This is a genomic window from Pseudomonas sp. ML2-2023-3 (assembly GCF_037055275.1).
GTDB lineage: Bacteria > Pseudomonadota > Gammaproteobacteria > Pseudomonadales > Pseudomonadaceae > Aquipseudomonas.
In genome coordinates, this window is record NZ_CP146345.1 from 34,984 (window position 1) to 60,539 (window position 25,556).

The window sequence follows — 25,556 nt, forward strand, 5'->3', positions numbered from 1 at the left end:
GCATTTCGTATAATGACTATGATACGAACTAGACGGAGTACTATACGATGCGTAGGAAAAGGCCGTCCCACGATCAAGCCCAATTGGGCTTTGATTTCGCCTTTCAAGAAACCGTAGACGCCATAGAGACCCTCGAAGCCGGTCTCGACATCGATGACGACCAAGGAGAACAGCATGATCACAAATCAAACCCAACCGTTGGAAATCGCAAGCCGGGAACTGAACTCGGAGACAATCAAGGCAATTCGTCAGTCTCCGTCGTTCGGCCCACAGTCTTGGAAAATTCTGGATCGTTGGGCCTTGAACAGCCCCACGCAGTTGAAGCAACTGGAGAGCGAGGGGGAACTGACTCTGCTGGGGAAAGTGTTGGAGCAGCAACGCTTGGAACTGGAAGCACTCCACAGCCTCCCAGCGGAGCACAAAACCGGCCTGACCGAGCACGAAGTGCTGGCCCTGCAGGAAGTGAACACAGAACTTTAACACCAACCGATTACGCGATCACCGCGGCTGACTCGCTGGGTTTAGGTGGGGCAAAAGCCAAGTTTCGGGACAACGTAGAGGCGATCCAGCTACTGCAGCGACTGCGTGAGCAGAAGCGGGCAGCTGTACCAGCAGAACAGGCAATACTGGTCAAATATGTTGGATGGGGTGGGTTGCCTCAGGCGTTCGACCATCGTAATCAGGCTTGGCAGCGGGAGTACCAGGAACTGGGCGCGCTTCTCAGCCAAGATGAATTTGAGAAAGCTCGGCGCTCGACTCAAGATGCCCACTACACCTCTGCTGCTGTCATTGGGGGGATTTATGAGGGCATGCAGCGGCTTGGATTCCCGGGCGGTAAGATCTTCGAGCCAGCTGCCGGCACTGGCAACTTTATTGGCTTGATGCCCGAAGGGATTCGGAAAGAAAGCCACTTTACTGCAGTCGAGCTCGATCCTCTGACAGCGGAGATAGGTAAGCACCTTTACCCTACAGCTACCTATCTCAACCGGGGCCTGCAGGATGTTGTCGTTCCCAGCGGTTATTTTGACGCGTGCGTGGCCAACCCTCCTTTCGGCTCGCAATCACTCTACGATCCCCATCACCGCGAGTTGAGCGGGTACTCCATCCACAACTACTTTCTCGCCAAATCCCTCGACAAGCTCAAGCCAGGTGGCGTGATGGGAGTAGTCGTCAGTCGCTACTTTTTGGATGCAGCGAACGGCAGAGCTCGTGAGCACATCGCTGAACAATCCCACTTCCTTGGCGCGATTCGGTTGCCAAACACTGCTTTCAAAGAGAACGCGCTGACGGAAGTCACGACCGATATTGTGTTTTTCCAGAAAGCGATACCTGGTGAGGAAACTGACAAGCGATGGGTAAATGTCGGCGATATACGAGATCGTGAGACAGGTGCCCCCATCACCATCAACCAGTATTTCATTGAAAACCCTTGGCAGATGGCCGGTCGCATGGTCATTTCACGGAACATGCACCGAGACACCGCTGATTTGATCGGGGAGCCTGGTCGGGATCTGGCCGCTGAGATCTCCGCTCGGTTGGAAGCATTACCACGTGACGTTTACAAAGCTAATTCGTCTCCAGAATTGGTTGACGCTGCAGATGAGAAACCTGAGCTGGTACTTCCTGAGAATCTGAAAGTCGGCTCCTACTTCATCACCGAGGCTGGCCTAATAGCTCGACGCCTTCCCGACCAGTTGGCCAAGACTGATTATCAACTGATCACACCCAAAAACGAGCGTGCAGGCGACCGAATCAAGGGCATGATCGAGGTCAGGAATGCCCTACGGACTTTGATGGCAGCAGAACAATCCGAGGGCATCGAAAGCGACCTCGATCTGCACCGGACTCGACTCAACACGCTGTACGATCGGTTCATTCGAAAACATGGCCATATCAGCAGCCAGGCTAACCGTTTGGCCATGTGCGACGATCCTGAATATCCATTGTTGAATGCGCTGGAAAGCAACTACGACCGGGGCATATCAGCAGATATGGCCCGCAAGCATGATGTGGCCGCTCGTCCCCCAAAAGCTGATAAGGCATCGATTTTCAGCCGTCGCGTGATGACACCTCGTCAGGAAGTTCGGCATGTCGATTCGGCGACAGATGCCTTAGTCGTTTCCATGAACCAGGTCGGCCGTGTTGACCTGGAACGCATGGTTCGCCTTTGCGGTCGTTCCGAAGAAGACATCATTGCTGATCTGCGAGGTTTGATTTATTTCAATCCTGGAAAGGACCGATGGGAGACAGCAGACCAGTATTTAACAGGGAACGTGAAAGCTAAGCTTCGTGGTGCTATCAGGGCTGCAGAGCAAGACCCGCGCTTTTCGCATAACGTAGACGCCTTGCGCCCGGTTCAACCTGCAGACATCGATCCGGTCGACATCTCTGTCCAACTGGGTTCAACCTGGGTACCTGATACCGTCGTCGATAAATTCGTGGTTCACCTGCTTGGTGATGTGCAGAGACGCATCAGCTACCAGGCAGCGCTCGGAAAATGGATTGCTGATATTGGTCAGGGTGACAACACGACGTGTCGTGTTACCTGGGGTACTGAAGCGTACCCGGCAAACAAACTGATTGAAGCGGTACTAACCAACCGATCAATTCAAGTCAAAACCGAAGTCGGCCGAGATGATCGCGGCCAACCCATCATGCAGGTTGACGAAACTCAAACCGCCGCAGCCAACCAGAAAGCAGATGAATTGCGCCAGGCATTTGTTGACTGGATCTGGGAGGACAAAGAGCAGCGGGTGGAGCTGGCCAGGCTTTACAACGACAGGTTCAATACCAATATTCCATCGCGGTACAACGGCTCTCACCTCCAGTTACCTGGTGCATCACTCGACATCACGCTGCGTCCTCATCAGAAGGATGGGATCTGGCGGGGCATTCAAGACGGAACCGCTTTATTCGATCACGTCGTCGGCGCCGGCAAGACACTGGTGTGCGTTGGGACCGTTATGGAAAGCAAGCGGATGGGGCTTCTGAACAAGCCGATGCTTGTTGTGCCCAACCATCTGTTGCTGCAATGGAAAGACGCTATCTACTCACTTTACCCAGACGCTAATGTCCTGGTTGCTGAGAAGTCAGATTTCAAAAAGGAAAACCGCGAGCGCCTGTTTGCCCGTATCGCAACGGGTGATTGGGATGCCGTCGTAGTTGCACATAGCTCGTTCAAAAAAATCGGGATGCCTCAGGACACTCTTGAAAAATTGCTCCAGGAGCAAATTAGCGACCTGAGCAATGCAATCATCGATCTCAAGAACGACCGCGGGGATCGCATCACCATCAAGGAAATGGAGAAGGCCAAAGAGCGGATGAAGGAACGCCTGGAGAAAAAAGCCGATACAGGTGCTAAAGACCAGGCAGTGACCTTTGCAGATCTGGGTGTCGATGCGCTGGTCGTTGATGAGGCTCAAGAATTCAAGAACCTGTTCATAACCACGTCGCTGAGCCGGATTTCCGGTCTGGGGAACCTTACAGGCTCCGAAAAGGCCTTCGACCTGTTTGTTAAATGTCGGTACCTGCAGCAGAAGTACGACGGTCGAGGAGTCTTCCTTGCTACTGGTACGCCTTTGAGCAACACCATAGCTGAGCTTTATACCGTTCAGCGGTACATGCAGTATGACGAACTGAAAGAACGCGGGATCGTACACTTCGATGCCTGGGCTTCTACCTTCGGCCAAGTGGTTACCGGCTGGGAGCTGGATGCCACCGGTGTGAATTACCGACTCAATTCAAGATTTTCAAGATTCCAAAATGTCCCTGAGCTGAACACGATGTACCGAACCTTTGCGGACGTCATCACCAGGGCAGATCTGCAACAACAGGCCGCAGAACGAGGGACACGATTCCCAGTGCCTAGGGTTAAAGGCGGTCGTCCTCAAAACATCATCGTTGAACGCTCCAATGAACAAGCCCAATACATGGGTGTTCAATCCGAGGTACTGGATGATCACGGTAAGCCAATTCATCGTGCTGACGGCGGTGTTATCCGGAGCTGGAACAAGGGTTCGATCATCTACCGTATGGAACACCTTCCACGGGATCCGCGCATCGACAACCCGCTGAAGATCACCAACGATGCCAGGAAGGCGGGGCTAGATTTCCGATTGATCGATCCTGACTCTGATGACTTCATTGGCAGTAAGGTGAATGCCTGCGTGGAAAACGTACACCGCATCTGGGAGGCTTGGGATGCTCGCCAAGGCACTCAGTTGGTATTCTGCGACCTTTCCACCCCCAAAGGAAAAAAGCGACAGGAAACCGCTCCAGAAGCCTCCCTTGATGATGACGACGATGGGGAGGTCATCTCCATGGACGAAATCTTGGCTGGCAACGCATCGTTCAGCGTGTACGAGGAGATCCGTACGAAGCTCATCAACAAGGGCGTGCCGGCAGATCAGGTAAGATTCATCCATGAAGCCAATACAGACCTGCAGAAGTCGAAGCTTTTTGACGAAATGAATCGCGGTGATGTTCGGGTGCTGCTTGGCTCCACCACGAAGATGGGTGCAGGTACTAACGTACAACGCAGACTGGTTGCCCTACACCACGTCGACGCCCCTTGGCGCCCAAGCGATCTTGAACAACGTGACGGTCGAATCGAGCGTCAGGGCAACATGTTCTATGAACAGGATCCAGACGGTTTTGAGATCGAAATCCTGCGCTATGCGACCAAACAGACCTATGACAGCCGGATGTGGCAGACCATCGAATACAAGGCTGCCGGCATCGAGCAGTTCCGGAAAGGGGATGGCCTTCAGCGTGTCATTGACGACGTGGCCAGCGAAGCTGCCAACGCTGCAGAGATGAAGGCCGCTGCAACCGGTAATCCGCTTATTTTCCTCCAAGTCCAACTTGCTGCTGACTTGAAGAAAGTGGAGGCGCTGTTCTCCAACTACAAGCGAAATCAACATGCCCTGGATAGCAGGATTACCTGGCTTGAAGAAGCAGACAAAAGAGCTGACAGATCGGTCGCTCGTTGGAATGGCGAGATCGCCAAACGCGATGCCGGAACAGGTTCCAGCTTCTTGTTCAAAACGGCAGCAAAGAGCTATGGCGAGGACAACAAAGACCAGCTCCTGGGCGCAATCATGGGCAGCATGAAGGTGGCCGTCGACCGCAAGGCAGAGGACACTTTCCAGCGTGCGGCAATCATCCGTGTTGGCACCTACAGGGGATTTGAGATCGACGTCTCCTGCAACCGGAACAAGATTCAGTTCACGGTTACAGGCAACGATTCGTACGAGCCAGATAACCTGGTATATCGAACCGACGACAAATTCAGCCTGCCAGGCTTCATCAGCCGCATTGATAATTTCCTGGACCGGTTTGAAGCTTGGCGAGCTGACGCTGAAAACTCCCGGATTGGGGAGAGGGATGAGCTGGCCAAGGCCAAGATAGAAAAGGGGAAACCATTCCAGCAGCAAAGTCGCCTGGAAAACCTGAGGGATGACTCACGTGATGTGATGACAGAGCTCAAGCTGATGCAAGCTGACGACAACTACGTCTCGACGTGGACGCCGAAGTCGACAGTGCTGCAGGGGAATGCCGCACCAGAAGCTAAGAAAATGCGCGCTTAAACCCAAGCACCCCGCTCAAGGAATGAGCGGGGGTCGGCTTTTCCTACCTACTTCTGTTGTGTTCGATCAACTGGCCAACGGCACCTGGTGTAATGCTGCAATACTTCCTTCAACCCAGCACCTGATTGCTGACTGCCGATTTTTCAGCTTCAAGAGCAACAAAATGATCGATCATTTCCTGGTCGGCACCAGCCCATTCCAAGGCGTCGGACATAGCGTTGAATGCGCGCTGTCGGCTGTCCTTTTTGCTGACACGATGCAGACTATTTTCAACCTCTAGCGTCCAAACGTTGTCCGTTTCACTAACCAGTTTTGACACTGAGATACAGCCGCTTTTGGAAGCAATGAGCATTAGGATACCTGCCGATTTCACGGACGCGTACACCGCACCCTGGTACTGCAAAAGGCCCGTAAAGGGCCGGTGGTATGCAGCGGTTGTTCCTATGATCTGTTGGCTAAATTGCTGATCACGGACATTACGCAACCCATAACCATCCCCCCGGTGACGCAAACTACCAAAAGCGAAAATAGACCGATCGACCTGGGCTCGTCTAAAAAAACGAATGGGGTAAGAAGACCAATCGCGAAACCAGCTGCAATCGGCCAAACATTGCGTTTTTTTTGATCGTTTCCAGACTGATTTTCAGTTTTCAAAACCTCTTCCTCATCAATCTTTTGCATGATCTATTTCTTCAAACGCAGAGCATCAGGGGGGGGGAGGTCGCGATACAGCTGTCCATTGCTCAGCTGCAGCGTTACGCAATCGGGCACCATCGTTACGATGATGCCAGGGCCGTCGAGCTGGCCCTCGGGGATGTCCCAACCCGAAATGGTGCTGGGCGTAAGCTCATACAGCTCATCCGTCTTCAAGTCGCGCAGAACCCACGATTTGTTACCGGTCATTCCTTTATTGCTGACAACGTGAAGCTCGGTTCGCAAACCCTGTGGAAGCTGCGGCAACTGCTCAGTTTTATCACTCATTGGGTTGATCCTTCGTTAGATGCGTATCGTCGGGTTCACATAGATTATTTTCGATTGCTAACGCGATCCTCTGCACTTGCAGCGAAGCTCTGTTAAATCGGCTTGGAACCATACCAAGCATGTCGCACGCTACAGCCGTGGTGTCTTCGTAAAGTTGATGAGGACTCACTGGGATCAAATCATTGCGTATGATTCTGAAACCGTGCTTGCGAAGTTGGCGTATTGCTCGTGTTATATCCGTTGATTCAATGTCCAAGTTACGAAGATCCACTTCGCTTCCTCTGCCCTCGACTTGCTCGGCGCGCAGCTTTAAGGCTAATGCGTTGGCCGCCTGCAATGCACTGCCTAGTTTCAGCTTGGTGTCTGCTGTGATGATTTCAATGCCCGTATTTCCGACAAAATCGACCCAACCTTCTTGTAGAACCCCGTCGATTAGTCTTTTAACCAGGAAACCTGGCTCCCCCGATGCGTGCAAAGCTGTATCAATCGCGACGGGGTCTGAGCTATCTGTAAGAAATACCTTTTCACCTTCAATAACCGAAACTGTGCACCCAGCAGCAATCAAGCCTTCTGCGGCTGCGATGATGATGCTTTTCTCGACGGCTCTGCGAGCAACTAAGTCCATGGTATTTCCTCTCATTGGTGGCAGCGGATTTCTCTATTACCAAAAAGGAGTCATGGCCACGGACTCGCGACGATCAAGTGCTACTTCGTGCTTGTCATGGAAAGATCGGTACGCATCGATGTTCGTTTCGCAAAATCGCTCCAGCGCTTCAGGATCCAGGCGCGGGCTGTAGACATGCGGCGGCTGCTGATCAGCATCTAAGAACTGTAGAGTGCCGTCCTCAAACTCGTGTAGCCAGGCAACTGTCACCAGAGTTTCAACCTCTGTGGTGAATGGCCAATCCCGGGGCCCGTTAGGGTCGAATGTAAGTGATTCAAAAAACTTGATTGCCTTCAGTGCACGATCACTAAGCTGGCCTGATGCGGGAGCTGATACCAAAACGGTTTTGCCGTCCGGGTAAACCTCGAACTGGGCGTTGCAGTCCTCACAGTCTTCGGGCCTTAACGGCAGGTCGTCTTCACGAACGACACTGATCTGCGTGGCCACCGTAGCTGCACAGTTTGGACAAGCCACGTCCATGGTCTGCCCAGCAGGCCATGAGTGTTTTATTAGCAGATCTGCAGTGGTCTGAGGTCGGTTCATGAATCTACTCCACTGACCGCTCGTCATCAGGGAACTGAGCGGACAACCAACGAGCCAAATTCATAGCTTCGGTTTGCCACCGCTGACTCAGCTCCTCCACGAGCAGAAGGTTGTTGTCATCGTTGCATGCCAGAGCTTCATTGCGTGCAATCCGATATTGCTCAATGTCGAGCATGACTTTAGGTGGGAGAGCCAAGATCAGCCCCCCAGCTTCTAACTGCTTGCTTGCCAATTCCTCGATCTGTTTCATGACGGCCACCTCCATGGTTATTACTTCCAGATGTCATTCCAAAACGCAGAGTCCGTAGAGCCGGAGCTTTTGGTGTTTTGCACGGATGGACCGCTGATATTCGTGTCACCGCTGCTGATCACAGTGCCCATTCCCGTGTCGTTGACACCGGTTTGGTTGATCGTGTCAGTCACGGCACCGTTCACCTGAGTCATGACGCCATTGATTTCACCGTTGACCTGGGACACCACGCCGCGCACTTGAGAGCTAGCGATTGAGCACACCTTGTCTTTGATCATCTGCCAGATTGCCGAGAGATCAGGGAAGCTAGTCGTGCCGAATATGCCGGTGATACCACCAATGCATTTCCCCAAGATATCGGATGAGGTTTTCTCAGCTGTTTCGTTAGAGTCCGCCGCTGACTGGTCACGAGACAGACCTGCTTCGCCACCGCGCATTGCCGCTTCACCGCTGCGGCAAGTGGCTGCTTGTACGCCGATGGAGGAACACATAAGAAGCACAACCAGTAGCGTGCGAGTGAGTGGTTTCATTACAGGTCCTCTCGTAACCAGGAAGCGGGCGAGCATTAAGCTCGTACTCGTTTTTTAGTGGATGGCGCCGGGGCTGTTGCGTCGCTTACGGGTCCAGCGGCCGGCACTTCATCTTTTGGGGTGGCGGCTGGCTTCTCGCGCTCCTTGCGAGGCTCAAGAAAGCCCAGCTTTTGGTGGAGCGACTCGTCGACGTGTTTTGTCTCCTTAGCCTTCACAATGGTACCTCCGACGTTAAACAAGACCTCATCAAAGTGAACCTGTTTACCGTCGCCACGGCGATTTACTGCATTGCCGTAGCCGATTTGATTCCATTTGGAATCATCATCAGTGCCTGATTTGCTTGGCTCTGAAAGCGTGATGAAGTTTGGCTTGATTTCGCCCGTCGAAGGATCTGGATGGCGTTCATTCATGAAGGCAAGCACCTGGTGCTTTATTCCATCGACCTTCACGAAGCCCTGCAGGTAGTCGCCTTTACCCTGGTAAAGCAGGACCGTTGTGTCGAATGAGTCATCAGCGAGCTTGGTAACACCCCGAAGGATGAGTTTGGGTTCTTTCTCTGCATTGGAATCGGACTGTGCCATATCGGCCTCCTCTGGATTGAGTTCAATCACACCATCTGCGCTTGGGAACAAGCTCGCCGCGCCGCGCCCGCGCAACTCGTTGTTGTCACCACTGACAAAACCATTCGATTCATCGTTTTGCGAAACCGTTAAAGCCTGCTTCGCAAGCCACTCAACCTCATCGACAGGCGCAGGCATTTGACGGCCAGCCTTGTCGAACCAGATGATTTGATCGACCTTTGGCTCAGGCCCAAGGACTTGGAGATCCGCCTCCATTTCCTCCAAAGACCTGCCCCACGATTCAATGGCCACTCGCTGCACGTCCCACCAGGAATGGGCCTCAACAGGAACCAGGTTGGCCGCGTATTGCAGATCTCGCTCTGAAAAGGGAATGCCAGATTTTTCTGTCAAGCCTGCAGGCCCAGCGGCGTGTTGAGGGAGGCTTTCAGGTGCAACCGACAAGTCTGTAGCGGGAGATTGGGCAAAACGGCTCAGGTCGATTTCAGCTGGTTCACCGTTGTGGGTGAAGTAAAGCGGCGAAGCTGAATTCAGCGTGTGATCCACTAATTCACTGGATGGCTGACCATTTTCTTCCAGAGATGGAGGCTGCTGGACGTAGCGGGTCAAATCAATCTCGGCAGACTGGCCGTTATGTAAGAAATGCAACGGCTCATCAGTGAGCGTCGGCTCACTGCCAGTGGTGGAATTTTCGTCTATTGCTGAGGGCTGTGGAGTCGGTTCACCCACTTCGACAAAGCCACCACTCGCAGCTTGTTGATTGCTTTGAGCTTCAACGGTCTGACGGTGGCTTTCCAGTGACGCGAGGTATTGGCGATCGTACGCATCGATAGCGTCGATAACGGCGTCAATATCGCCTTTCGCCATAGCATCCTGGATGTGCGCTTCGGAGTCGATCACGGCTAATGGGATCGGACCATATTTGCTCTCAGCGTCAGCGAGCATTTCGTTTGCAATTGCGTACCCTTCAGAATCAGCAAGCTGCTTTTGGAAATGGTTGTTGTATCGTCCGAATTCGGCTTCAAACGAAGCCATGAAGGCCGCTCTATACGTTTGCTGAGCCATCAGTCTTTCGACTGTGGCAAAGCCTTCAGCAGTGGTTTCGACACCATTGAGCAGAAGAACAGCATGATCCTCACCACGCATCGCAAGCATTTTCGGATGTGTTTCAAATGCTTCGACAGGCACGCCCATATCATTCAGCCATTTGGCATCATGAGCCTTGATTGCGGATTCGCCTGGCTCAAGTGGGGCAGGTGGGGTCACATCAGCGGGTGCCTTTGCAGTCACTTCAATGCCCCACTCATTGCGGTGGGTCTTACGTTCCTCGTATCGAAGGACTTGCCCTGCTTTGTCCCGGACAGGCACCTCAATGGTTACGTCCTTGCGACCGAGGTTAGTCAGCTCGACTTGATCGCCGCGACCTACGCCGAGTTCTTCGATTACTCGCTCCAGATCCACACCCCAAGTGGTCCTGGATTCACCGTCAGAGTTTTTGAGGGTGACGTAGAAGCTGCGGCTATTTGAGATATCGAACTGGTAAGGCGCGGAGCCAAACTCCAGTAGCTCACCTTTGTAGTGGTTCACTGGCTCAGCTGCAGTCGCAACCGGGATAGTGGCATCGGCTGCGGAATTGGGATTTGCCGAAGCTGATGGTCGGGGTTGAGACGGCTGATTCTGAGTGGCGGCTGGATCAGGTGCCGGCGCATTATCCTGTCCGGGAGCTGAGTCCCCTACAGGCGGCAACCCCATCATCTCCCGGCGCAAAGCTTCTTGTGCTGGATTCTTGAGCTCCACCTGCACATCGTGCTTGATCATCACCTCAAGAGCCCGACGTTTGAACTCGTCCGATCCGGTCAACTCGATAGACCCGCCAAATTTTTGCTTCGCCATGTGTAGCGCCGCAAGAATGGCCAGTTCGTCATCTTGGGCCTTCGCCTCCATGAGGATCTGTTGCCCGTGATCGACGAAAATCGGCTGTTCCTTCAAAAGGTAGAGGACGCTTCCGTCTGCACGCTCACGGTAAGTGATGTCCTTGAGCAGCTCACTGAGAATCACACTCGGATCGGTTTTTGCCGGTTCGTCTCCTGGCGCGCTTGCGTTGCTGAAGCCATTAATCGTTTCAGCTACCTCAGAACGCGAAATTATTTGGTCATAGACCTCTTGGTGCAGTTCCTTTAGCAATTTTGCATATGTATCGTATGCAAAAACATTACGATGTAATGCGGTGACAGCATTTTCTGCGGAATTAGGTTCTACTGAACGCCAGGACGTGATGTCAGCAACGACCCAGTGCCGCAGTAGGGTATCTGGGATTGTGGAGCTTTCACCGTCAGCTTGGCTACTCTGAAGCCAAGCTTGATACGCCTCGGCACGATGCCGAATGGCGCCATCCGGAGAGGATTCCATCGCCGTTTGTGGCGAGCTGTGTTTTTCGTACACAGCTTGGCGAAACTCTTGCAGTAAAGCTTCTGATTCAACGCTCATGGGCGCTCCTGCCTCTGTGGAGGTGGTGGGGAGTCCTTTGCCCGTTACGCCGCAAGCTAAGCGTGAAGTTGCGAGCTTCACATTGACCGCTTTCGGGCTGGACCGTGGCTGCTTAAATTTCGTATTGTGTATATTATTCAAAATAGCACGGATTTGGAAGAACCGTGTACAGAGGCCGAGGCAGGCGCTTTACAGCTTCATTTGAGGGGAGCAAATGTCTATCGACACTGATGAGATTCACCCGATCTGTGGGACAGATTTGGAGAGATGGCGAATCGAAAATGGTCTGACCAAGGTTGCGGCAGCGGATGCCTTTGGTCTGCAGAAGGCCAAATGGGAGGAATTGACGAATCCTGAGCAGTCAGCAGAGCAAATAAGTGATCCAGTGATTGCAATGCTGCTGCATCTGTACCGTCAACACCCTGCATCGTCGCCTGTTCAGCCACCGCTGGACATCAGGGAGTTTTATGAGTTTTTAGGGTTACAGGATTCCCCCCAAGATCGAGACGCCTTCGCGACTCTGATTGGAAGATCCCCACCCTCGGTTTATCGTCTAATGTTGCATGATGGCAAGCCAGGTAGGCCGGTGATGCGATGGATCGAAGCGCTCAAGAGACTTGCGCTTACTCCTAAGCAATGCAAACGCTTGATGCAGGATGTAGCGAGCAACGTAGGAGATCGCCAGAAGGTTGAAAAGGTCTTGATTCAGGGTTGGTCAAAACAAGGTGGCATAGGTGAGCACGACTGATAAGCCAGACTCACATATTATTGAGTTATCTAGCGTCTATTTTTTTTCCGGCCCAGCGCCGAGGGCTATTGCCCTCAAAGACTGTGGCGTGCCGACTAACGCACCTATTTCGGGCGCATTTCCAGCGTTGTACGGCTATCAAAGCAAGCAAGATGGTTTCATGGCTGCACGTGCATATGCGGACAAAAACAGACTCCAGTTCACGGTCGTCGATTTTTTGGTTGAACTGGATCAAAAACAGAACCCCAACATGATGCGACCTGACGATATTCCAAATCATGATTTTATATCGTTCGCGAGGATGTCCAGGAGCATGATGGATAACCTCCATGCAGTGCTCCATGAACGCCTGGCCAAAGAAGGGATCACTCCAAGCAAGCTGGAGTTGGCCAAACCTCATTTGCTGTTGCAGCAAAGGCCGGATCTGATGTCTTCGCTCATTGAGGCCCCGGGTTGGGAGCATATGAAGGTGATTGCTTATCCAGCAAAATTAACCATTAGCGAAAAGCCATTGACGGTGGGGATTGTCCCCCATTCGCATTGGGATTCAATCAAAGAGGCTTCATGCAGGCTGAATCCCGGTATCCGCATTACCCTAGAGCCGCCGAATCCAAGCCAGGTAGATTCAGCGGTTGCAGGGGTCGGTTCTCCGTCCCTGAAAGATAGGGGACCACGTAGCCGGTGAGTCGTACTGATGCACGACAAAATAAAAAACCGCCTTCGGGCGGTTTTTTTTAGTCTCGAAAACGCTTTCTGAACCACCAGGGCCTGGCGTAGATCACCCCACCACGTAAGAAGCCCAAAAACTTATTCCAACAAACACTGAGGGTCCAACCAAGCTTGGCCAAAATGCCAAACGAGATGATGACACCTACTGCAATGTAGAAGGTGGTCCAGCTCGGAAAATACATCCAACCGAACAATGGCAAGTATGCTGACACCGGAATGCCGAAAGCGGTCAACGGTTCTGAGGCAGCTCTCCAAAGCGAAGGCATAGGTCTAACTCTCCTGCGCGCTCAGCGAGCGCCTTCTGAATTCCTTCATGCCTGCAACACCGACAAAATCATCCTGCAGGATCCTGCCGTCCTGAAGCAGCTTCCAAGCTTTGTCATCAAGAGTGGCCTCGGCCTCCTCAAGCTTGGTCCGTATCAACATTGCCCACTCGTTATACGGGAGGGTTTGCATTTTCGACCTGAACTCCCGATCAAAGACCAGGTACTCTCGAATCGCAGCACGTTTGCCATCAGTCGTTTTAAGAAGCCTTTGCACGATGATAACCCGCAACGCACCAGCGAGCCGAGATGCAATCCCAGATTGTTGCTCAGGTGGGTAGGTTTGAATGGCCCGGTTAATAGTCTCTGCTACAGACTCCGTGTGCATTGTGGCGTAACACGTGTGCCCAGATAAGCTGGCTTCAACCATCGCCTCGATAGAAACACGGTCACGAGCCTCACCAATCCCAATGATACTTGGCTTGCGTCGTACGGCGTTACGCATTGCTTTTGGAAAGTCTTTTATGTCCCGGCCAATTTGCGACTGGGCCGGTTGAGGTCCTTTCCAGTGTGGCCCACCGAGGACGTACTCAATAGGATCATCGAATGTGATGACCTTACGATCAGGCATCACAACGCCGATGTGTCCATAGATACCAGCTTGCAAGGTCGTCTTTCCTGAGCCGGTCGGACCACAGACGACAACCAATCCGGATTCCGGAAAAAGCTCTTCAAACAGATCAGGCTCGATCCCCATTTTATGGATATCGGGGAGGTCGACAGGAATCACACGCATGGTGATCGAGTACGCTTCATCCAGGTTCGCAATGCGGGCCTGAACAAAGTTGGTGCGGAAGCGAAGTGTCAAACCGCGCTCAAGCCCGATATCGCTGCCGGTGATCTCAAGAGCGCGGTCAACGCCTTCGTCGCCTTGCTTTATCAGGCTCTCAATCTCAGGTGACCACAGGGAAGCAATCAAGACTGAAAGCTGCCCCTGTTTCACAGTAGAGACGGATGCTCGAAGCTGCCTGCCATGCAGTTCCGCCCAGATATAGTCGCCGCCTTGCACCAATACGTCTGAAACGCCTTTGTCCGCGCAGTATTTTAGGAATCTGCGAAAGCTGTGTGGACCGAGATCACCCTCGAAATTGAAGGGCTCCAAAACCGGTTGAATCATTGCGCCGGCACCGGAGCGGTAGGCGCCACTACAGGATTCGGTTTTGCTGCATCCTTTTTGACGCTTGGACGCCACTTACCAGGATCCGTAACGAACTTAGCCTTGTCTGTAACCCTACGCAGCTTGTCGCCCAACATCATTTGCTTACTATCACCGGTCACGGTCTGCTGGGATTCAGCTACACGAGTAGTCGTGATCATGTCAGCCTGGAGCAAGGTTGAATAAAGGTGCATGCCGGTGTAATCGCGAGTGAGGCGATGAAAATTCGCTTCAAGAATCGCGTCCGCTTGCTTGTAACCATCAGCCCAACCTTCACGGACTGCCTTTTTCCAGATCTGGTCTTCTGCATCATCCTGCGGTCGAGCTTCAAAAGCCGGGAGCTCTACTGACTGGCGAACGGGTAATCCAACGTAAAGATAGTCCCGCCAGGTGGGAGGGACGCTCACAAAGCGTTCTTCGCGCTCAATCTTGTATACGCGATTAGCGGTACGGATCTGATCCGGGGTAAAAGCTGACAGGTCACGAGCTTCAACGATAACCGGAGGCAGCGTCCCGTTTTTGGCAATCATCGGGGCGAATTTGTACATAGCGTCTAGAGCCGGTTCCCGGCTGTTAAGCCCGTCAACCAGCTCGTGACCACGAGCAGCCATTCCCCCGCGAAAGCCCACTGTATGACCAACGCCCGATAGCAGCTGAGAGCGGATATCGGTCACTTTGGTAGTCGCTTGGGATTGAGGATTGAGCAGAGCGTCTAGATCTGGAGGCGACGTTTCAACCATGGACTTTGTATCGCTACTCGAAGGATCGAGCACAGGCTCCTCTGCAGCGTGCGTGGCGAAGGAAACCATCAAAGGGAGAACCGCGAACATAAACCGTTTCATAGAAGTCCCCCTATTCAGCCTTGGGGCCGGTTGTACTGCAGGACCAGTTTACCTGGGGCCTCAGTAATGACGGCACGGTACCCGATCTGCGCGCGCAGCATGGAAAGAACTGTCTGATACTGCACGCCCTTGACGTCGATGTTCACAGGCAACGGCATGCGTAAGCCCATAAACTCAAAACGCTCGCCGCGGTCTTGTGCGAGCTTCGTGAGCAGCTGCACGGCATCACCTTGCCAGCTGATGGTTACGAATTGTTTGTCGTTCAAATCGGTGTTGGGATTGCGCATCACCACACGACTGTTCAAAGCACCAGCCTGGTACAGGTCGACCTGCGCAGCTTGGATTTTCTGAGAAGCTTCGAGAATTTGCTGATCGATTAAAGCCTGGGCGCTGACGTCAGGCTGCTTGGAAGCACAACCTGTCAGAGCGAGTGCAGCAAGCAACGCGACAAACGGGTATCGGTTCAGGTCCATAGGATTATCTCCGTTGATTTCGTATGAATACTACAATACGGAAAACAGCATAACAACGTTTGTTATGCACGTGGCCCGCGTTTTATAGGCCTGGCCTTCGCCACGGCCTGCTGGTCAGCCAAAGCTTTGAGCCGAGCGTTCAAGGTCGGATCGGCTAGATCACCGGAGTAACCACGTTCAATGAGTGCCTTTAAAGCCGCGTCAACGAATTCGGGGGTACCTTTTATCTCAATAGGCCGCTCCCACCGAGTACGCGTGTCATCAAGTGCATGGGCGAGCAGCTCGTCGTCGAGGAGGCCTCCAGGGAAAGAAACCTTCCCGCCGTGATCCACAAAACCCGGATCTCCTTCACCCCTACGAAAAACTACGGCCCCATCACGGCGGACAGTGCCAGCGGAAAACAAATTTGAACTTGAAGTAGGATCAACATCCCCTGCAAAAATGATCGCATTACCTTCCGTATTCGCTTTGCGTCTATCGCCATAGGTAAATCCACGCAACTGACTAATCGCACCAGGATCGCCGTTAGAAGCCTCACGCTCTACCCACTCACGGAATGTAAGCTTCTTATTCGAAGGATCACTCTTTAATTCGCGACGTAACAATTGGATTTTAGTCTTGAGTTCCTCACGCGACCTTAATGTTTCAAAAGCAAGAATACTGTAGAATGCTTTACGATCAAGTGGATGTTTGATTCGTGACTTTATATCTGCCCGTTGCTGGCGGGCTTGATCGCGGATCATCATAAATTGTTGCTTGACCCACTCTTTATCAATTCGGCGTGTAACAAACGCAACACGGTATGCATCATAACGTGCCCGTGTCGCTTTACGAAGCTGTGCACGCTCTTCACGGCGATTTTGCCGCTCAATAGGATCGCGCTTAGGGCTAGCGAATTTATTGTAAGCAGAGGCGGTCACAAAGTCTTTAGGCAACTCTCGCTCTTGATATTCACCAAGTCGTTTAACCAGACGCGCTAGTGACAACTGCTCGTGCATGTCGCTTGCTTTAATTCCTGTCGCTGAGACATCATCAAAATCAAAGATTGCAAGCCCACGACCTTTAGGACGAATACCCAGTCCAAATTTAGCTAATTGCACATGGAGTGTTTGCCATGTCATTTTTTCTGATTTTAGCAATTTAGCAATTTGCTTACGTGGTTCGCCACGGGCATAGGAGTGAAGACTTTGTTGATCTGCATGACGCTCCATGTCAGCAGCCTTTGTTGGTATCTTGCCCTGCTGTTTTGCCTTACTGGACGCCCACTGAATAATAGGACTTCCATTTTCATGAACAACGACATTAGGTCCATTGTCGTGTTTCAAGCCGTACCGCAACTCCAGCTCACGCATTGCATAATCCAGACGAAAATAATCACGGTCCGGATACACAGCATTGAACGAGTCAGGATGAACTCTATTTACGGTCATATGGAGATGTACGTTATCGGTATCGTGATGAATCGCAAACACGTATTGATGATCTTTCATGCCTACAGCTTCCATGGCATGAAGACCAGAAGCAAAAGCCTGCTCATCAGTTGGAAATTCGTCAGATGGCCAACTCAAAATCACATGGTAAACAGGATCTTTAACTCTAGCATTTTGAGCGGCAACTGCTCTCATCTCAGCTGCAGCTGTTTCAAGACTCAAACAGTTGTGCTGACAGGAAACGCCTGAAGACGATTTCTCGTTGATCGAGTCACCTAACAAAGAGCCTGTTTCTAGTTCGGCTAGAGCTGCTTGTTCATCTGCTCGATTCCTTCGTTGAGAGGCTGAAGCATGAAACGCAATTGCGGTTCGACGGGCTCTGGCTCGTGCCGCAAAGTCAGGATGATTTCTTGTAGCTTGTCGGAGATAACTTGCTGCTGTTGCAAGATGGTTTCGAGCAGCGGCAATGCTTCTTTCATGTTCATCGGAATCTACCTTTTGGAGCTGTTGGTTACCACTTCGGTCAGCGTCTCCTGGAACTTCGTGTTGAGACGTGACATGTCTACGCCCATCGGTATCAAGAGCCCTTCGAGCACTTCCAAGACGCCCTCTGATGGCATCTGCATCAGTAAGGCTAATTCGTCCAGTCGCTCGCAGATTGTTTGCTGCTCTTTCGAGATGCGCTCTAGCAGACTCAAGAATTGCGTTGTCTCTTCGGCTGTAGCCTGGATCGAGCTCATCAGTCAGTTCCTTTTTTTCATCGTCTCGTTGTGTCGCATATTGGACCAAATCGGCAAAACTGGATTTACCATCAGCCCTGCGCGGTGGGACTTTGGCGAGCATTAAGAACCAATCCTTATGATGGCTTGCTTCAGCTCAACAAGAATCTCTGCCAACTCCTTGGAATGCCTGCCCCCGCTTTCGTTGTACAGGTGCTTTTGAAGGCCCCCAAGCCTCCGCAGCTCGTTGAGGATGTGCCCGTCGACCTTGCTACGCGTGCGCCTATTCAGAGCAGTCGCAAGCATGAACTGCCCCACGCTCTGGCCGCAGTCATGGGCTTTCTGCCTAACGATTTCTTCCTCATCCTCAAAACACCTAATAGGTGGCAGGCGGCCGGTTCGACGCCGCTGTTCACTCGTACTCATAAATAGGTCCTTCGCTGTTCAAGGGGTCTCGGGGCGTAGCCCTGAGCAGGGAGGTAGGCCGCGCAAGGGAGTGAAACGACTGCAGCGAGGCCGGTTGTACGTACGCCATTTATGGCGGGAGTACAAACCCTACCCTGTCCTAAATTCTAGACCGCATTTCGTATGCAGGCTATCGTACGGACCTTGACTGCGCAAGAGATGCCCATACAATCGGGGTAAATGCACGTTTCGAGGAAAGGCGAATGGCGATCAGCGTTTCGCAGATTGAGATACTCAAGGGAAAGCTTGAGGAGATGCCTCAGGTGGAAGATCCAGATCGAAAGATTTCAAATCTTGAAGCAATACGGATGATGGCTTCGTCTATTCGAGACTTGCAGTCTCGAGGGTACAGCATCGAGAAAATTACAGAGATCCTCAGGGAGAGTGGATTGGAGATCGCTCCTACGACGCTGAAAAGCTATCTCACGAAGGTGAAGGTTTCTCCAGCGAAGTCGAATTCTCGGTCAACCAATAAACCGCGCCGATCATCAGCAACCACCAGCCGTGGGGACAAGAAAAAAGCATCTGAAAAAGCCGTTCCTGGGGTCGAATCCAAACCAGCGAGCAGCACGAAAAATTCAACCGGAGTAACTCCGGTTCCACCAGGTAGTTTCACACCTAAGGACGATACTGATGAAATCTAAAGAAGCTAAAAAAGGTGATATTTATTTCGTTGGCGGGGGTAAAGGCGGTGTAGGGAAAACCTTCACTACGATTGCCCTCGTTGATGCGCTCGAACAAGCAGGCGTGAAGGTTCTGCTTATTGAATCGGACACATCTAATCCAGACGTTTGGAAAATGTACAAGGATCAAATTGAAACTCGACTGATTGACCTTGATGATGCAAATGGCTGGATTGATCTTGTAAACGCCTGCGATGAGTTCAAAGATCATGTCGTAGTGATCAACACAGCAGCACGAAATAACAAAGGTGTTGTTGCATATGGCGAGACACTGAATAGCACACTCGTGGAGCTGGGCCGTGAATTGACAACGCTATGGGTGATCAATCGTCAGAGGGACAGCCTGGAACTCCTAAAAGAGTATCGAGACGCTCTGCCTGGTACGAAGGTTCATGTGATCCGAAACGGATACTTCGGTAACGAGCAGAAGTTTGAACTCTACAATTTCTCTAAAACACGGGAAATGATTGAAAGTGAAGGTGGAAAATCTCTTTTGCTACCAGATCTTGCGGACAGGGTTAGTGATGATCTCTACAGCAAACGGTTGTCGGTTTCACAAGCAATGATCGAACTTCCTATCGGCAATCGTGCCGAATTATCAAGGTGGCGGCGTGATGCGGCACGAATGATTGGTGAGGTGATCGATGGATGACATCGAAAGTAGTTTTAAAGCGTTACTCGGTCGTCAGCCTTCTGACAAAGAAGTCGAACGATTATACCGTGTGAAAAACGCACTCAACATACGTGATAATGATGCTATGTGGATGATTCTGATGGCTTTGGAATCGTACGACACATTATATAGCAAGTATCCGGCTCTGATTGCAGGCCAGGTAGATGTAGTTATCGAAAAGCAACGTGAACTGATTGCTGAAATAGTTGATGCTGAAAGTAAAAAAGCATTAAGTACACTGTCTTCTGCTGTTGCCCAAACAAGTCAACTTGTTGCTATGAAAGTAGCAGACACTGCCCGTTGGCAAGCCTGGGGTTGGGTGTGTGTTGGATTAATTGCATTCGGAGCGCTGTGCCTAACTGCTGGATTTATTCTTGGCAGCGGCAACATGCCTTTCTGGGCTTCAACTCATCAGTCAAGCAATCCTCTTGAGATAGTTATTTCGATATTGATGAAAGCTCCTGTTGGATGGCTGGTACCACTAATCAGTTCTGCAGTGGTTATCGTAACTCTTGCAAGCAATCGGCAGGTGCGAATCAAAAAACCTATTATTATCAGCTTGATAATGATGGTGGTACTGTCAGTTTTTTGCATACACACGATCATTTAGGGCAACGGGGGCTTTTTATTTAGCCCCCGCGTTCCGTATAATGCCTACAATACGGAAGAAACCAGATATAATGGACACCGATGTCCACGGAGGTGACTATGAAAGGGTATGAGAACATAAAGGCATTCAGGGCTGTTGCGCTTACATTGAAAGGATACAGTGAAGAGGAGACTAGTCACGGGCTTGCTTGGTCATGCAAAGTCTACTGCGATAACAAGAAAATAGGCACAGTCAGCAACACTGGAAATGGTGCTGTTACAGCTTGCGATGTACCTATTGATAAACAAGTCGCTCTCGTGAGCAGCCTTAAATCGAAAGGGTACCAACTGACGCCAAGCCTCGCTGGTCAAGTCTGTACAGAACCAGCCGATCCTGATGAGTGGTTCGTTGCTGCAATAAGTCAAATGGTTGATGAAGTCACGCGCTTACGTCAGTTAAAGCGCTTGGTAAAAACCCATTTGATTATTCGTCAATACTCGTCTGAACATGAGTTTTCGTTTTACAAAGCTGTCCCCAGTGCTGCATCAAAAGCACGACTCACAAGGCAACTGGGTAGTGATTTAATCTGCTTTATGAACGATGAAATTCATGGCCTGTAACCTGTCCGAAGGTGCAGGCATATCCGATCCTAGCCAGTAGTGTTTACCTGCCGATTCCGAGAGGGTTTATGGGCCACGATGACCAGACTGCCGAAACCTCACTTGCCTACATAGCCTACGTAGAAGCCTGGGCATTTAGCAGTTCCTCCGCAGAAGTTCGCCTGAAACACGACGCCTCGACCGGCGAGATCAAAGGGACGATTGCCGTGGTGGCAATGACACGTATCGCGCTTGGAGATCCAGAATTTGAAGAAGCGTTTCCTGAATACGTACACGCAAAATCATAAAAATCTCAGCTAGACGCCAGTCTCGAAAGCTGATCTGAACCTTTCCCTATTTATGGTGATAAAATACGTTATCACCACTTTTAGAGGCAGAAGGGCGCATGGCACTTTTTGACCCCATCCGCGACTATTTCCATAGACGCCAAGCCAAAATTCTGAATGAACAAGCCTCCCGCGTTCACCTGGTGAATCGACGGCAGGAATCCCATCGCGGCAACTTTGTTTTTCCCGGTACCGACTTTGTGGATGACATCGAGGTCGGTGGCCAGCGCGTCGGATATGTCAGCTACGGCATCAATCCGCTGGATGACCGCGTGTACATCAACAAGATTGACATCGAGCTGCAACATCAGCGCCAAGGGTTTGGCTTGGGGGTGCTTTGGTGCCTTTGGCTTAAGCACCAGGTGCCCATCGTGCCGCTTTACCAGTACGGCGCCTCTAACGGATTCTGGAGCCTGGCTCGTCAGCGGTTCTTGGCAGCCGGTGCGCTGATAGAAGATCAACTGCGCACTGACACTGAGCTTGATGCCGCCAAACAGCGCTGGCAGCATCTGGTGCCCGAGCTGGCACACGAGCGGCAGATCCGCGAGATGATGGCCTCGCCGGATTGGCCCGAGATCGAGGCTGGGTTCATAGCGAGGCAGAAGTTATGAGCGAGCTCGTCAGTTCGGGCGGCGCCGGTGGACGTCGACTAACTTCCGCTGAGTTCCAGCAGTTGGCCAGTGTGCCAGCTGCAGTCGAGTGGTTTGCCAATATCGACAACCCACGTACCCGACGTGCCTATCAGAATGACCTGGAAGACTTCTGCAGCTTTGTCGGCCTCACCGGCGCCGATGAGTTCCGTGCTGTTACTCGCGCACATGTACTGGCATGGCGTGCCCAGCTGGAAACTCGGGGCCTGGCCGGGGCCACGATCCGGCGCAAACTGGCCGCGCTGGCCAGCCTGTTCGATCATCTCCTGGAGAACAATGCCGTTGCCGGTGGGAACCCTGTGCATGGGGTCAAGCGACCCAAGATCGAAACCAACGAAGGGAAAACGCCGGCACTCGGTGACGACCAGGCTAAAAGGTTGCTGGACGCTCCTGATACAGAAACCGTGAAGGGAGTGAGGGATCGGGCGATCCTGGCTGTATTGCTGTACCACGGGCTTCGACGGGAAGAGGCGGCAAGACTGACAACGAGTGACCTGGTGGAGCGCCGAGGCATAAAGCATCTTCGGGTGCATGGGAAGGGGAAGAAAATTCGCTTCCTCCCACTCCACCCAGTTGCTGCTGAGCGGATCTATGCGTACCTGGAGCTCGACAGTGCCCGAGATACATCATCGGGACCGCTATTCCGTTCCGTCCGGGGCAAAACCACCGGTGCTGGAGTTACAGCGAATGGGCTTTATACGGTGGTGGCGTATTGGGCGCGTGTTGCTGGCATCGAGGTCGACGGCCTGGGCGTGCATGGGTTGCGCGCTACGGCCGCGACAAACGCCCTGGACCATGATGCTGACATCGCGAAGGTTCAGATGTGGCTGGGTCACGCGAACATCAGCACAACGCGACTGTATGATCGGCGCGGCCAGCGGCCGGAGGATTCACCTACGTATAAGGTTAAGTATTGAGTACGAACTCATAGTCAAGCCGGGAGGCTGACAAAAACTGGGAAGTTAACCGCCGAAGCGCAAACTTCAGCACTTTCGTCGCAATCCCAGCAACCGCGATCATCGTCCCATGCGACAGGACTAATACACCCTGCAGTTTCCATTTCTACTTCACCAGCTTCGTTCAATGTCACGGCATAGACTTCACCATCTTCGAGGAAGATGGCCCCGCCGTCAGGCAGACGTAGCGCCTTGCCCGGTTGGCTATGGAGCACGGCGGTGTAAGCCGAATACATCGCATCAAAGGTCAGATGTTTAGGTGATAGGTTCATAGCTTTTTTCCTTGGTCAGCTTGTCACTGTTACTACCTAATTTCTGAGAGCACCTTGCGGGCAGTATCAGTTGCGTCCAATCCCTTTACCCAAGATTGCTGTATGTGAAAGGTCTGGGCTTCCACCACGCCTGATGCGTCTGAATAGCTGATCTCCATTGATTCAGCGAGCTGCTGGACAACAGCCGTTTCCCATTCGGAATAATTATTCATCGCCTTCTCCATCTTTGAACACACCTTCGCTGCAATCGTCGAGAAGGACCGGCGACTATCAATCCCGGCCCTGCCCTTGCTGTATGTGGTTAAGAAGCTGGCTGCTTGTCACAGGCCCAACTGCCGAGCGCCCAGTTGGTGTTCGCTCCGTCAGGTACCACTGCCAGCTCAAGCGAGCAGACAGCTTGCCCTGGGGCTTTGGTAGTTGCTGTAGCTGTGTACAAATCCTGCTTGGTGATTGTCACGTCTACTACAGAAGCATCGACACCGTAGAACTGGGAAGCGAAGGAGGCAGCGGTCGACGCTGGCGTGCTCTCGTTTGGAGCTTGTGCATGAGCAGCTTGCGCGGTAGCTGTAACGACCTGCAAACGAAAACGTTCCGACCTGCAATCAGCGCCGTTTTCGACCAGGATTAACTGCGACTGTCCGGCCCGGCAAACCAGCGTTAGCTGCGAATGAACCTGCATTGATCCACACCGACCTGCATTCCATCGTCGCCAACCAGCATTAACTGCAAGTCAGAGGATCTTGTGGGTAGGGATCACAGGTTTCGACGCAGACTTAATGCCATGTTTACCAACGAGCGGATTCCCCGGAATTTTTGTCACATTATGAGCTTGATGAATCCTTTGCATGTCTTAAATTAAATAACGGGTTAAGTGACAATTTTTGACGGCCAGAGCTTTCCGACTCAAACTGTCACATAATCGAACGTATACGTGACGGGTGAAAAGGTGCTGATCGGCTACATGCGGGTATCGAAGGCGGACGGATCCCAGTCCACCAATTTGCAACGCGATGCGCTCATCGCCGCTGGTGTGAGCCTTGCGCACCTTTACGAGGATCTGGCCTCGGGCAGGCGCGATGATCGCCCAGGGTTGGCTGCTTGCCTGAAGGCGCTTCGTGAAGGGGACACGCTGATCGTGTGGAAGCTCGATCGGCTTGGCCGTGATCTGCGCCACCTGATCAACACCGTGCACGACCTAACTGCGCGTAGCGTGGGCCTGAAGGTCCTGACCGGTCACGGTGCGGCGGTCGACACGACGACTGCCGCCGGCAAGCTTGTGTTCGGTATTTTTGCCGCGCTGGCCGAGTTCGAGCGTGAGTTGATTTCCGAGCGAACAGTCGCTGGACTTATCTCGGCGCGCGCTCGCGGCAGGAAAGGGGGGCGCCCCTTCAAGATGACCGCCGCCAAGCTACGCCTGGCGATGGCCAGCATGGGGCAACCGGAAACCAAGGTGGGCGATCTCTGCGAAGAACTCGGGATTACCCGGCAGACGCTCTACCGGCACGTGTCGCCCAAGGGCGAACTGCGGCCAGACGGCGTAAAGCTGCTCTCCCTCGGTTCAGCCGCATAAATGGAGGCGACCTGGAACGGGGCGCTGTTCAGTGCGGCAACGATCCGATTACCGGTGTCGACCCAGAGCAGCCGTAGAGCTTTTGGGAAAGCTGTCGTTCAACGTTTGACGTGAGGGGCCGCCGTAGCGGCGAAGCCGCGAAGGGAACCCGCAAGCGCAGCTTGTGGGCGGTCCCTCTCGACGGAATGGTTAGATGCGACCGTTTTAGTGAACACTTGCCTTAGATAGCAAGTTGAGCACAGCAACGCCGCTGATAATGAAGCCGACACCAACAAATCCCCACATATCTAGTTTTTGACCATGCAAAACCCATGCAATCGCAGTGACCAAGACGATCCCGAGGCCCGACCAAACTGCGTAGGCGATTCCAACAGGAATCGATTTGAGTGTCAGCGACAGGAAATAAAAAGCAGCAGCGTATCCCGCTACGACGATAAAAGACGGTACTAACCTAGTAAAGCCCTCACTAGACTTGAGCGCAGAGGTTGCAATGACCTCAGAAATAATGGCCGTAGCCATAAATAACCAATTTTTCAAAATATTTCTCCATGGAGTTCCGCGAAGAAATTTTAGGTTCGATTTAAGAAAAAAAACAGTCTTGTTGCTGGCCGAAATTTGTGCGCACAGCAAAGCATCTAACGCCCGCGGTAAGCTGCGCCGGAGCGAAGCGGAGGGTACCAACAGGCGGAGCCTGTTGGCGTCAGCTTGACC

Annotated in this window: 29 protein-coding genes; 12 read left to right on the top strand and 17 right to left on the bottom strand. The window is 52.3% G+C overall.

Annotated features, from left to right (window positions below):
- The first annotated feature begins 174 nt into the window (after positions 1–174).
- Both V6P94_RS24690 and V6P94_RS24695 read left to right on the top strand, forming a co-directional pair.
- Complete coding sequence (locus V6P94_RS24690) at positions 175–480, top strand: hypothetical protein (RefSeq protein ID WP_004666766.1); 306 nt, start codon at positions 175–177, stop codon at positions 478–480.
- A 329-nt stretch (positions 481–809) separates the two neighbouring features.
- Positions 810–5,588 carry an Eco57I restriction-modification methylase domain-containing protein gene (locus V6P94_RS24695; RefSeq protein ID WP_198832873.1) on the top strand — a complete coding sequence of 1,593 codons (4,779 nt, stop codon included), beginning with the start codon at positions 810–812 and terminating at the stop codon, positions 5,586–5,588.
- Positions 5,589–5,697: 109 nt separating this feature from the next.
- On the opposite strand, the gene V6P94_RS24700 is transcribed toward V6P94_RS24695, so the two are convergent.
- The 8 genes from V6P94_RS24700 to V6P94_RS24735 form a co-directional block, all read right to left on the bottom strand.
- Positions 5,698–5,940, bottom strand: a complete 243-nt coding sequence (locus tag V6P94_RS24700; RefSeq protein WP_122433194.1) for a hypothetical protein — start codon at positions 5,938–5,940, stop codon at positions 5,698–5,700.
- 89 nt (positions 5,941–6,029) lie between these two features.
- A complete protein-coding gene (locus tag V6P94_RS24705; RefSeq protein WP_106118801.1) occupies positions 6,030–6,269 on the bottom strand; it encodes a hypothetical protein in 240 nt (79 codons plus the stop codon).
- Positions 6,270–6,272: 3 nt separating this feature from the next.
- The gene (locus V6P94_RS24710) at positions 6,273–6,569 is read right to left on the bottom strand and encodes a hypothetical protein (protein ID WP_106118802.1); all 297 of its coding nucleotides are present in this window, start codon (positions 6,567–6,569) and stop codon (positions 6,273–6,275) included.
- The gene (locus V6P94_RS24715; RefSeq protein ID WP_122433196.1) at positions 6,562–7,194 is read right to left on the bottom strand and encodes a hypothetical protein; all 633 of its coding nucleotides are present in this window, start codon (positions 7,192–7,194) and stop codon (positions 6,562–6,564) included. Before V6P94_RS24715 ends, V6P94_RS24710 begins: the two co-directional genes overlap by 8 nt.
- Before the next feature lie 36 nt (positions 7,195–7,230).
- The gene (locus V6P94_RS24720) at positions 7,231–7,776 is read right to left on the bottom strand and encodes a hypothetical protein (protein ID WP_106118806.1); all 546 of its coding nucleotides are present in this window, start codon (positions 7,774–7,776) and stop codon (positions 7,231–7,233) included.
- Positions 7,777–7,780: 4 nt separating this feature from the next.
- Positions 7,781–8,026: a hypothetical protein gene (locus V6P94_RS24725; protein WP_146136091.1), complete on the bottom strand. Its 246-nt coding sequence runs from the start codon at positions 8,024–8,026 to the stop codon at positions 7,781–7,783.
- A 20-nt stretch (positions 8,027–8,046) separates the two neighbouring features.
- Complete coding sequence (locus V6P94_RS24730; RefSeq protein ID WP_106118809.1) at positions 8,047–8,556, bottom strand: hypothetical protein; 510 nt, start codon at positions 8,554–8,556, stop codon at positions 8,047–8,049.
- A 35-nt stretch (positions 8,557–8,591) separates the two neighbouring features.
- Entirely contained in the window at positions 8,592–11,621 is a 3,030-nt protein-coding gene (locus V6P94_RS24735) for an LPD7 domain-containing protein (RefSeq protein ID WP_198832867.1), read from the bottom strand.
- 214 nt (positions 11,622–11,835) lie between these two features.
- Between V6P94_RS24735 and V6P94_RS24740 the strand changes: the two genes are divergently transcribed.
- The gene (locus V6P94_RS24740) at positions 11,836–12,369 is read left to right on the top strand and encodes a hypothetical protein (protein ID WP_004666778.1); all 534 of its coding nucleotides are present in this window, start codon (positions 11,836–11,838) and stop codon (positions 12,367–12,369) included.
- Positions 12,356–13,054: a hypothetical protein gene (locus V6P94_RS24745; RefSeq protein WP_338649524.1), complete on the top strand. Its 699-nt coding sequence runs from the start codon at positions 12,356–12,358 to the stop codon at positions 13,052–13,054. The genes V6P94_RS24740 and V6P94_RS24745 overlap by 14 nt, the downstream gene beginning before the upstream one ends.
- Before the next feature lie 49 nt (positions 13,055–13,103).
- Here the strand turns inward: V6P94_RS24745 and icmT are convergent, their stop codons facing one another.
- The 6 genes from icmT to mobA form a co-directional block, all read right to left on the bottom strand.
- Positions 13,104–13,364 carry an IcmT/TraK family protein gene (icmT, locus tag V6P94_RS24750; protein ID WP_057415738.1) on the bottom strand — a complete coding sequence of 87 codons (261 nt, stop codon included), beginning with the start codon at positions 13,362–13,364 and terminating at the stop codon, positions 13,104–13,106.
- Positions 13,365–13,368: 4 nt separating this feature from the next.
- Positions 13,369–14,538 carry a plasmid transfer ATPase TraJ gene (gene traJ / locus V6P94_RS24755; protein WP_016355638.1) on the bottom strand — a complete coding sequence of 390 codons (1,170 nt, stop codon included), beginning with the start codon at positions 14,536–14,538 and terminating at the stop codon, positions 13,369–13,371.
- Entirely contained in the window at positions 14,535–15,419 is an 885-nt protein-coding gene (locus V6P94_RS24760) for a type IV secretory system conjugative DNA transfer family protein (RefSeq protein WP_016355639.1), read from the bottom strand. The genes traJ and V6P94_RS24760 overlap by 4 nt, the downstream gene beginning before the upstream one ends.
- A 14-nt stretch (positions 15,420–15,433) precedes the next feature.
- Complete coding sequence (locus V6P94_RS24765) at positions 15,434–15,892, bottom strand: DotD/TraH family lipoprotein (RefSeq protein WP_016355640.1); 459 nt, start codon at positions 15,890–15,892, stop codon at positions 15,434–15,436.
- Positions 15,893–15,954: 62 nt separating this feature from the next.
- The gene (gene traI / locus V6P94_RS24770; protein ID WP_198832865.1) at positions 15,955–18,165 is read right to left on the bottom strand and encodes a TraI/MobA(P) family conjugative relaxase; all 2,211 of its coding nucleotides are present in this window, start codon (positions 18,163–18,165) and stop codon (positions 15,955–15,957) included.
- Positions 18,165–18,467 (bottom strand): plasmid mobilization protein MobA, encoded by a 303-nt coding sequence (gene mobA, locus V6P94_RS24775; RefSeq protein ID WP_016355642.1) that lies wholly within the window; start codon positions 18,465–18,467, stop codon positions 18,165–18,167. Before mobA ends, traI begins: the two co-directional genes overlap by 1 nt.
- A 242-nt stretch (positions 18,468–18,709) precedes the next feature.
- On the opposite strand from mobA, the gene V6P94_RS24780 reads away from it, so the two are divergent.
- The 7 genes from V6P94_RS24780 to V6P94_RS24810 all read left to right on the top strand — a co-directional run bounded on the left by V6P94_RS24780 (position 18,710) and on the right by V6P94_RS24810 (position 22,964).
- Complete coding sequence (locus tag V6P94_RS24780; protein WP_106118764.1) at positions 18,710–19,150, top strand: hypothetical protein; 441 nt, start codon at positions 18,710–18,712, stop codon at positions 19,148–19,150.
- A complete protein-coding gene (locus V6P94_RS24785) occupies positions 19,140–19,841 on the top strand; it encodes an AAA family ATPase (RefSeq protein ID WP_122433201.1) in 702 nt (233 codons plus the stop codon). Before V6P94_RS24780 ends, V6P94_RS24785 begins: the two co-directional genes overlap by 11 nt.
- Positions 19,834–20,472, top strand: a complete 639-nt coding sequence (locus tag V6P94_RS24790) for a hypothetical protein (protein WP_106118769.1) — start codon at positions 19,834–19,836, stop codon at positions 20,470–20,472. Before V6P94_RS24785 ends, V6P94_RS24790 begins: the two co-directional genes overlap by 8 nt.
- A 98-nt stretch (positions 20,473–20,570) precedes the next feature.
- A complete protein-coding gene (locus tag V6P94_RS24795; RefSeq protein ID WP_122433202.1) occupies positions 20,571–21,071 on the top strand; it encodes a hypothetical protein in 501 nt (166 codons plus the stop codon).
- A gap of 68 nt (positions 21,072–21,139) precedes the next feature.
- Positions 21,140–21,358: a hypothetical protein gene (locus V6P94_RS24800; protein ID WP_106118768.1), complete on the top strand. Its 219-nt coding sequence runs from the start codon at positions 21,140–21,142 to the stop codon at positions 21,356–21,358.
- 98 nt (positions 21,359–21,456) lie between these two features.
- The gene (locus V6P94_RS24805; protein WP_071667625.1) at positions 21,457–22,008 is read left to right on the top strand and encodes a GNAT family N-acetyltransferase; all 552 of its coding nucleotides are present in this window, start codon (positions 21,457–21,459) and stop codon (positions 22,006–22,008) included.
- Positions 22,005–22,964: a tyrosine-type recombinase/integrase gene (locus tag V6P94_RS24810; protein ID WP_047741493.1), complete on the top strand. Its 960-nt coding sequence runs from the start codon at positions 22,005–22,007 to the stop codon at positions 22,962–22,964. The genes V6P94_RS24805 and V6P94_RS24810 overlap by 4 nt, the downstream gene beginning before the upstream one ends.
- A gap of 14 nt (positions 22,965–22,978) precedes the next feature.
- Here V6P94_RS24810 and V6P94_RS24815 read toward each other — a convergent pair whose 3' ends face one another.
- Both V6P94_RS24815 and V6P94_RS24820 read right to left on the bottom strand, forming a co-directional pair.
- On the bottom strand, positions 22,979–23,275 hold the full coding sequence (locus tag V6P94_RS24815) for a hypothetical protein (RefSeq protein ID WP_047741491.1): 297 nt from the start codon (positions 23,273–23,275) through the stop codon (positions 22,979–22,981).
- Positions 23,276–23,307: 32 nt separating this feature from the next.
- Complete coding sequence (locus V6P94_RS24820; protein ID WP_217648984.1) at positions 23,308–23,487, bottom strand: hypothetical protein; 180 nt, start codon at positions 23,485–23,487, stop codon at positions 23,308–23,310.
- A 734-nt stretch (positions 23,488–24,221) separates the two neighbouring features.
- Here V6P94_RS24820 and V6P94_RS24825 point away from each other — a divergent pair.
- A complete protein-coding gene (locus tag V6P94_RS24825) occupies positions 24,222–24,845 on the top strand; it encodes a recombinase family protein (RefSeq protein ID WP_003155741.1) in 624 nt (207 codons plus the stop codon).
- A gap of 204 nt (positions 24,846–25,049) precedes the next feature.
- Here the strand turns inward: V6P94_RS24825 and qacG2 are convergent, their stop codons facing one another.
- Positions 25,050–25,382, bottom strand: coding sequence for a quaternary ammonium compound efflux SMR transporter QacG2 (gene qacG2, locus V6P94_RS24830; RefSeq protein ID WP_057094859.1), 333 nt, complete (start codon positions 25,380–25,382; stop codon positions 25,050–25,052).
- Between the last annotated feature and the right edge of the window lie 174 nt (positions 25,383–25,556).

What these genes read in the sequence shown, in the direction of transcription:
- V6P94_RS24690 (WP_004666766.1), top strand. Translation starts at nt 175, where the DNA reads ATGATCACAAATCAAACCCAACCGTTGGAAATCGCAAGCCGGGAACTG.
- V6P94_RS24695 (WP_198832873.1), top strand. Translation starts at nt 810, where the DNA reads ATGCAGCGGCTTGGATTCCCGGGCGGTAAGATCTTCGAGCCAGCTGCC.
- V6P94_RS24700 (WP_122433194.1), bottom strand. Translation starts at nt 5,940, where the DNA reads ATGCTCATTGCTTCCAAAAGCGGCTGTATCTCAGTGTCAAAACTGGTT.
- V6P94_RS24705 (WP_106118801.1), bottom strand. Translation starts at nt 6,269, where the DNA reads ATGCAAAAGATTGATGAGGAAGAGGTTTTGAAAACTGAAAATCAGTCT.
- V6P94_RS24710 (WP_106118802.1), bottom strand. Translation starts at nt 6,569, where the DNA reads ATGAGTGATAAAACTGAGCAGTTGCCGCAGCTTCCACAGGGTTTGCGA.
- V6P94_RS24715 (WP_122433196.1), bottom strand. Translation starts at nt 7,194, where the DNA reads ATGGACTTAGTTGCTCGCAGAGCCGTCGAGAAAAGCATCATCATCGCA.
- V6P94_RS24720 (WP_106118806.1), bottom strand. Translation starts at nt 7,776, where the DNA reads ATGAACCGACCTCAGACCACTGCAGATCTGCTAATAAAACACTCATGG.
- V6P94_RS24725 (WP_146136091.1), bottom strand. Translation starts at nt 8,026, where the DNA reads ATGAAACAGATCGAGGAATTGGCAAGCAAGCAGTTAGAAGCTGGGGGG.
- V6P94_RS24730 (WP_106118809.1), bottom strand. Translation starts at nt 8,556, where the DNA reads ATGAAACCACTCACTCGCACGCTACTGGTTGTGCTTCTTATGTGTTCC.
- V6P94_RS24735 (WP_198832867.1), bottom strand. Translation starts at nt 11,621, where the DNA reads ATGAGCGTTGAATCAGAAGCTTTACTGCAAGAGTTTCGCCAAGCTGTG.
- V6P94_RS24740 (WP_004666778.1), top strand. Translation starts at nt 11,836, where the DNA reads ATGTCTATCGACACTGATGAGATTCACCCGATCTGTGGGACAGATTTG.
- icmT (WP_057415738.1), bottom strand. Translation starts at nt 13,364, where the DNA reads ATGCCTTCGCTTTGGAGAGCTGCCTCAGAACCGTTGACCGCTTTCGGC.
- traJ (WP_016355638.1), bottom strand. Translation starts at nt 14,538, where the DNA reads ATGATTCAACCGGTTTTGGAGCCCTTCAATTTCGAGGGTGATCTCGGT.
- V6P94_RS24760 (WP_016355639.1), bottom strand. Translation starts at nt 15,419, where the DNA reads ATGAAACGGTTTATGTTCGCGGTTCTCCCTTTGATGGTTTCCTTCGCC.
- V6P94_RS24765 (WP_016355640.1), bottom strand. Translation starts at nt 15,892, where the DNA reads ATGGACCTGAACCGATACCCGTTTGTCGCGTTGCTTGCTGCACTCGCT.
- traI (WP_198832865.1), bottom strand. Translation starts at nt 18,165, where the DNA reads ATGCTCGCCAAAGTCCCACCGCGCAGGGCTGATGGTAAATCCAGTTTT.
- mobA (WP_016355642.1), bottom strand. Translation starts at nt 18,467, where the DNA reads ATGAGTACGAGTGAACAGCGGCGTCGAACCGGCCGCCTGCCACCTATT.
- V6P94_RS24780 (WP_106118764.1), top strand. Translation starts at nt 18,710, where the DNA reads ATGGCGATCAGCGTTTCGCAGATTGAGATACTCAAGGGAAAGCTTGAG.
- V6P94_RS24785 (WP_122433201.1), top strand. Translation starts at nt 19,140, where the DNA reads ATGAAATCTAAAGAAGCTAAAAAAGGTGATATTTATTTCGTTGGCGGG.
- V6P94_RS24790 (WP_106118769.1), top strand. Translation starts at nt 19,834, where the DNA reads ATGGATGACATCGAAAGTAGTTTTAAAGCGTTACTCGGTCGTCAGCCT.
- V6P94_RS24795 (WP_122433202.1), top strand. Translation starts at nt 20,571, where the DNA reads ATGAAAGGGTATGAGAACATAAAGGCATTCAGGGCTGTTGCGCTTACA.
- V6P94_RS24800 (WP_106118768.1), top strand. Translation starts at nt 21,140, where the DNA reads ATGGGCCACGATGACCAGACTGCCGAAACCTCACTTGCCTACATAGCC.
- V6P94_RS24805 (WP_071667625.1), top strand. Translation starts at nt 21,457, where the DNA reads ATGGCACTTTTTGACCCCATCCGCGACTATTTCCATAGACGCCAAGCC.
- V6P94_RS24810 (WP_047741493.1), top strand. Translation starts at nt 22,005, where the DNA reads ATGAGCGAGCTCGTCAGTTCGGGCGGCGCCGGTGGACGTCGACTAACT.
- V6P94_RS24815 (WP_047741491.1), bottom strand. Translation starts at nt 23,275, where the DNA reads ATGAACCTATCACCTAAACATCTGACCTTTGATGCGATGTATTCGGCT.
- V6P94_RS24820 (WP_217648984.1), bottom strand. Translation starts at nt 23,487, where the DNA reads ATGAATAATTATTCCGAATGGGAAACGGCTGTTGTCCAGCAGCTCGCT.